This window comes from Campylobacter concisus (genome assembly GCF_902460875.1).
Classification (GTDB): domain Bacteria; phylum Campylobacterota; class Campylobacteria; order Campylobacterales; family Campylobacteraceae; genus Campylobacter_A; species Campylobacter_A concisus_AA.
Map to the genome: position 1 here is coordinate 1 of NZ_CABPVR010000008.1, position 3,189 is coordinate 3,189.

The 3,189-nt window shown below is 32.4% G+C and carries 5 protein-coding genes; all 5 read right to left on the reverse strand.

Annotation, left to right across the window (positions count from 1 at the left end; translation table 11 throughout):
- Positions 1-31: 31 nt before the first annotated feature.
- The 5 genes from hisG to F3H01_RS05705 are packed head-to-tail and all read right to left on the reverse strand — an operon-like array spanning position 32 to position 3,152.
- A complete protein-coding gene (gene hisG, locus F3H01_RS05685) occupies positions 32-640 on the reverse strand; it encodes an ATP phosphoribosyltransferase (protein ID WP_149725140.1) in 609 nt (202 codons plus the stop codon).
- Positions 637-1,266 carry a type III pantothenate kinase gene (locus tag F3H01_RS05690; protein ID WP_149725141.1) on the reverse strand — a complete coding sequence of 210 codons (630 nt, stop codon included), beginning with the start codon at positions 1,264-1,266 and terminating at the stop codon, positions 637-639. The genes hisG and F3H01_RS05690 overlap by 4 nt, the downstream gene beginning before the upstream one ends.
- Positions 1,253-1,585 (reverse strand): hypothetical protein, encoded by a 333-nt coding sequence (locus F3H01_RS05695; protein ID WP_149725142.1) that lies wholly within the window; start codon positions 1,583-1,585, stop codon positions 1,253-1,255. The genes F3H01_RS05690 and F3H01_RS05695 overlap by 14 nt, the downstream gene beginning before the upstream one ends.
- Complete coding sequence (locus tag F3H01_RS05700; protein ID WP_149725143.1) at positions 1,582-2,589, reverse strand: L-seryl-tRNA selenium transferase; 1,008 nt, start codon at positions 2,587-2,589, stop codon at positions 1,582-1,584. The genes F3H01_RS05695 and F3H01_RS05700 overlap by 4 nt, the downstream gene beginning before the upstream one ends.
- Positions 2,589-3,152 carry a hypothetical protein gene (locus F3H01_RS05705; protein ID WP_149725144.1) on the reverse strand — a complete coding sequence of 188 codons (564 nt, stop codon included), beginning with the start codon at positions 3,150-3,152 and terminating at the stop codon, positions 2,589-2,591. The genes F3H01_RS05700 and F3H01_RS05705 overlap by 1 nt, the downstream gene beginning before the upstream one ends.
- Between the last annotated feature and the right edge of the window lie 37 nt (positions 3,153-3,189).

The window sequence follows — 3,189 nt, forward strand, 5'->3', positions numbered from 1 at the left end:
TTTTTGTACTTTATGATAAGAGAGAAGAGCTTTAAATTTCTTCTTTAATTTTTTTATAAAGCTCTAAAATATCATCTTTTTTAATGATAAAGCTATTTTTATTTGCTATTAGATAAGCTGAGCTTTGCATGATATTACCAGCGATCTTTAGCCCATTTTGTTTCATGGTTGAGCCAGTCTCTACTACATCAACTATCGCATCGCTTAACCCAACCAATGGTGCAAGTTCGATCGAGCCATAAAGCTTGATGATCTTTACAGCTACAGCTTGTTTTGTAAAATAATTTCTTGTTATATTTGGCATTTTTGTGGCTATTTTTAGCTCTGGCTGGTTTAGATCTAATTCAGAGTCATTTTTTATACCGATGCAAACTTTGCATTGCCCGATTTTCAAATCTAGCAACCTTACAACATTTGGCTTATGCTCTTCAAGTACGTCAAGTCCCACCACACCAATATCTGCTGCACCTTCAGTGACATAAGTTGGGATATCTTGGTTGCGAACCATTAAAAATCTAAAATTTCCTTCTTCAAGGATTAGTTTTCTATCTTCAAATAAAAAACTTAAGCCAAAAATTTTTCTAAAAATTTCTAGTGTTGCCTCGGCTATTCTTCCCTTTGGTAGTGCTACTGTTATCATATTATCATATCTTTCTTTTCGGTTATTAGCTTTTGCATGGCACGAAAAACTAGCATCTTGTCACAAATAGCATTTTTAAAAAATTTGGACAAAAAGTCGCCATCTCCACCAGTAAAATAGACTTTTTTGTCACCGGCTAGTTTATCTAGTAGAGTTATTATTGGTTTAATAATGCCATAACTTACAGCATCAGATGTTTTTTGTGGTAGAGCATCTATGTCAATTTGTGAATTTATAGTGATGTCAAGTCGTGGCGAGATGCTTTTATAGGCATTTAGCATACTTGAAATGCCTGGCAAGATATATCCTCCAAGATGGATAGAGTTTGCCATAATGTCAACCGTTATCGCACTTCCAGCATCAACGATTACGCCATTATTTATAGAGTAACATGCTGCGATTCTATCTACGCCTAGACCTTGATATATCGTATCTATAGTAAAAAATGACTCTAAATTTACAAACATCTTGTTATCTTTTAAAAGATTCAAAATTTCATCATTTACGGATATAAAATATACTTTTTTTTCTGGTTTATAGCTTTTAAACTCAGAAATTTTCATACGTGAGATTTTACCATCTTCTAAAAATGTAGCGTTAGTATTGCCTATATTACACAAAATCATAACATCGCCAATTATTGTCTTGTAGTTCTTTTAAGGCTTTAGAACAAATGCCAGAGCTGTAAAATATAGTTTTTTTTCTTAGATTTGTTTGGAATTTTATCTCTATTTTTTTAGAAATTTCTTCAAGCTCCAAAGCCTCTTTACGTAGCAATCTACTTTTTGCTTTTCTTAAAAAGACAAGATTGTAAAAGCTCTTATTGTCCACTCCCCAAAAGATATCAAGCGTCTTTTTTGTGCTAAATTCACTTGTATTAAGTGCTTTGATATCTTTTAAAAGGATTTTTTTGGCTTCAAAAAGCTCCCAAATTGTTTTGTTCATTGTCCTAAATTAACAAGCTCATTATCATAATAAAAGGCACCATTGCCCATAAAACTTTTATCTTTTATCTCATCGCTAAACTCATAAATTTCAGCGCCACTGAGGTCTAAATTTGTCTTTATAACATAGCCTGTTTTTTCGATGACATAGAGCTTATTGTTGATGATAGTAGCCGCTGAGAAGATAGCAAATTTGAAATTAACTTTATTTTGCTCTTTTAACATAAGATTTGTTCTTACGATCGTACCATCTTTTTTAAAGATATAAATTTCATCGTTATTAACTAATACATCTTTGATCTCACCGTCATAATAAACTGTCTGGTTTGGATTTATAACGATTAGTTTTTTTGCTGTTGCCGCTATTAGGTTATCGCCCTCAACGCCTAAAAATATGATGTTATTAAAGAAATTTTCAGAGCTTACGACCACGTCACGTAAAATTCTACCAGTCTCTTTTTGTACTATGTAAATTTTGCCATCTAATGCCGGATATACAATCAGTGAGCTCATAAAAAATGGTGCTACGACCCTTGAATCAACTGCTGCTATATTAGACGAGCTATATTCCATTATTGTTGTTGCGGTATTTATGTCTATTAGATAGATGTGGTTTGCCGCGCTGATAGCTGCTAATAGGTTTTGATCAAGAGAGGCAGCAACGATAGCTGTTGGAAATTTATTGCTATAAACGCTGCGTCCGTTAGGATCTGTCACATTTAGATCGCCATTTATACTAGCTGAAATGATAAAGCCGTTGTTTTCATTTAAGAAATTAAAATTTTCAGGCAACTTGATGTTTGTATTTAGGCCATTTTTGGTGATGATATTGCCGTTGTCAAGAGTGGCGCCATTTGCATTTGCTGATTTGATATAAGATGGCATATCTTTTGACAAAGAAATTTTGCCAGAGGTTTGAGCTGGCTCGAAATATTGTCTTTTTGTGCCACATCCGCTTAAAACTAAAGCCAAGGCAAAAGCCAAGAAAAGAGTAATTTTTTTCATTATTTTATTCCCTGATAGTGTTTTAAATTTTTAACTAAAGTTTGAAGTTGAGAGTCGAGTGAAATTTTATTAAACTCATCATTTGCTTCTTTGATTTTGTTTTGTTTTAAAAGCTCAAAACCTTTTAAAAGTGTGCTATATTCGCTTAAAATTTGAGTGTCTGCATTACCATTTTGTGAAAGAATGATATCTTTTACTATAGGATTTATTTTTAAATTTGCAAGCTCGCTAATGCCATCTGTCTCATTTTTATCAAGCTTTTGCTGAAGCGAAAAAAGCGCATATAAATTTGGTTCTTTTTCTTTTAAAATGCTTAAGGCATTTGCATCGTTTGGATTTAAAATGAGCTTTGAGTAAGCCAAATTTGCATCTTCAATTCTATTATCATTTATTATTTTGTTCGAATAAAATCCAATAATTGCAATGACGGCAACGATAATGGCAATTATCATAAATTTTTTATACTTTCTAAAGAAACGCTCACCTTTGATCATGCTTTCTAAAAACTGTTCTTGAGCACCAATCTCTTGTTTTATCTGTGTTAGATCTTCTTTTATAGCCAACGCTTTTCCTTTATTTTTAAAAAATTTTAATTCGCAG

Excerpts from the sequence above, each read along its gene's own strand:
- F3H01_RS05700 (WP_149725143.1), bottom strand. The coding sequence starts at position 2,589 with ATGAAAAAAATTACTCTTTTCTTGGCTTTTGCCTTGGCTTTAGTTTTA.
- F3H01_RS05690 (WP_149725141.1), bottom strand. The coding sequence starts at position 1,266 with ATGATTTTGTGTAATATAGGCAATACTAACGCTACATTTTTAGAAGAT.
- hisG (WP_149725140.1), bottom strand. The coding sequence starts at position 640 with ATGATAACAGTAGCACTACCAAAGGGAAGAATAGCCGAGGCAACACTA.
- F3H01_RS05695 (WP_149725142.1), bottom strand. The coding sequence starts at position 1,585 with ATGAACAAAACAATTTGGGAGCTTTTTGAAGCCAAAAAAATCCTTTTA.